At 47.6% G+C, this 2,500-nt stretch carries 2 rRNA genes (1 of these 2 cut by a window edge); both read left to right on the top strand.

The features are described from left to right. Positions 1 to 2,252: ribosomal RNA gene (locus tag LCI24_RS16740) — 23S ribosomal RNA — on the top strand; it begins 620 nt to the left of the window's first position. Between the two features lie 99 nt (positions 2,253 to 2,351). Further along, positions 2,352 to 2,460 (top strand): 5S ribosomal RNA (gene rrf, locus LCI24_RS16735). Positions 2,461 to 2,500 lie beyond the last annotated feature (40 nt).

Here is a 2,500-nt window from a genome sequence, read left to right as displayed (position 1 = left end):
TAGCAAGGTTAAAGATTTAAGGTCTGGAGCCGAAGCGAAAGCGAGTCTGAATAGGGCGAATATAGTTAGTAGTAGTAGACGCGAAACCGAGTGATCTACCCATGGGCAGGTTGAAGCTGTGGTAACACACAGTGGAGGACCGAACCAGTTGACGTTGAAAAGTCTTTGGATGACCTGTGGGTAGGGGTGAAAGGCCAATCAAACTCGGAAATAGCTCGTACTCCCCGAAATGCATTTAGGTGCAGCGTTGATTAAAAGTTTTATAGAGGTAGAGCTACTGATTGGATGCGGGGGCTTCACCGCCTACCAATTCCTGACAAACTCCGAATGCTATAAAATGTTTCTCAGCAGTGAGGGCATGGGTGCTAAGGTCCATGTCCGAGAGGGAAAGAACCCAGACCATCAGCTAAGGTCCCCAAATATATGTTAAGTTGAAAAAACGAGGTTTGACTGCCCAGACAGCTAGGATGTTGGCTTGGAAGCAGCCATTCATTTAAAGAGTGCGTAACAGCTCACTAGTCGAGCGGTCGAGCATGGATAATAATCGGGCATAAACATATTACCGAAGCTATGGACTTTAAAAGTGGTAGGGGAGCATTCTATATGTGCTGAAGGTGTGCTGTGAGGCATGCTGGAACGTATAGAAAAGAAAATGTAGGCATAAGTAACGATAAAGGGGGCGAGAAACCCCCTCACCGAAAGACTAAGGTTTCCTCAGCGATGCTAATCAGCTGAGGGTTAGTCGGGACCTAAGGCGAATCCGAAGGGAGTAGTCGATGGACAACAGGTTAATATTCCTGTACTTCTTATAATTGCGATGGGGTGACGGAGTACTGAAAGCACCGCGAACTGACGGAATAGTTCGTTGAAACATTTAGGTATTAGACTGGTAGGCAAATCCGCCGGTTTAGCTGAAGTGTGATAGTACCACAAGTCTTCGGATGCGTGGATAGTGTGCCTAAAATCTTCCAAGAAAAACCTCTAAGCTTCAGATTATAAGAACCCGTACCGTAAACCGACACAGGTAGTTGGGATGAGAATTCTAAGGTGCTCGAGAGATTCATGGCTAAGGAACTAGGCAAAATAGACTCGTAACTTCGGGAGAAGAGTCGCCCTACTCCGGTAGGGCCGCAGTGAAAAGATCCAGGCGACTGTTTATCAAAAACACAGGGCTTTGCTAAATTGAAAGATGATGTATAAGGCCTGACACCTGCCCGGTGCTGGAAGGTTAAGTGGAGTTGTTAGCTTCGGCGAAGCAATCAAATGAAGCCCCAGTAAACGGCGGCCGTAACTATAACGGTCCTAAGGTAGCGAAATTCCTTGTCGGGTAAGTTCCGACCTGCACGAATGGTGCAACGATCTGGATACTGTCTCAGCCATGAGCTCGGTGAAATTGTAGTATCGGTGAAGATGCCGATTACCCGCAGCGGGACGAAAAGACCCCGTGAACCTTTACTATAGCTTCGTATTGACTTTGGATAAGTAATGTGTAGGATAGGTGGGAGACTTTGAAGCGGCGTCGCTAGGCGTTGTGGAGTCATCCTTGAAATACCACCCTTTGCTTATCTAGAGCCTAACTCAGCAATGAGAACAGTGCGTGGTGGGTAGTTTGACTGGGGTGGTCGCCTCCAAAAGAGTAACGGAGGCTTCTAAAGGTTCCCTCAGCACGCTTGGTAACCGTGCGTAGAGTGCAATGGCATAAGGGAGCTTGACTGAGAGACATACAGGTCGATCAGGTACGAAAGTAGAGCATAGTGATCCGGTGGTTCCGCATGGAAGGGCCATCGCTCAAAGGATAAAAGGTACTCCGGGGATAACAGGCTGATCTCCCCCAAGAGCTCACATCGACGGGGGGGTTTGGCACCTCGATGTCGGCTCGTCACATCCTGGGGCTGGAGAAGGTCCCAAGGGTTGGGCTGTTCGCCCATTAAAGTGGCACGCGAGCTGGGTTCAGAACGTCGTGAGACAGTTCGGTCTCTATCTGCTGTGGGCGTTAGAAATTTGAGTGGATCTGACTTTAGTACGAGAGGACCGAGTTGGACTGACCTCTAGTGTATCTGTTGTCTCGCCAGGGGCACTGCAGAGTAGCTACGTCGGGAAGGGATAAGCGCTGAAAGCATATAAGCGCGAAACCCACCACAAGATGAGATTTCTTTAAAGGGTCGTGGAAGATCACCACGTTGATAGGCTATAAGTGTAAGTGCAGTAATGTATGTAGCTGAGTAGTACTAATAACCCATAGGCTTATGTACGTATCCCGGTCCTAGTGGCTGGGAGCAAACTCTTTGATGATTTAGGATATGATTTTACTAATATGTTAACTTTTACAGTTGAAATATACTGCAACGATTTAAGGTGATTATCGCAATGGGGCTCACCTCTTACCATTCCGAACAGAGAAGTTAAGCCCATTAGCGCCGATGGTACTGCCACTGGTGGGAGAGTAGGTCGTTGCCTTTCTTTTAAACCTCAATCTTTTATTAGATTGAGGTTTTTTTTT

The organism is Tenacibaculum larymnensis (assembly GCF_028829235.1).
Classification (GTDB): domain Bacteria; phylum Bacteroidota; class Bacteroidia; order Flavobacteriales; family Flavobacteriaceae; genus Polaribacter; species Polaribacter larymnensis.
Note: the sequence above shows the minus strand (reverse complement) of the source record. Positions and strands in the feature narration are given on the sequence as shown.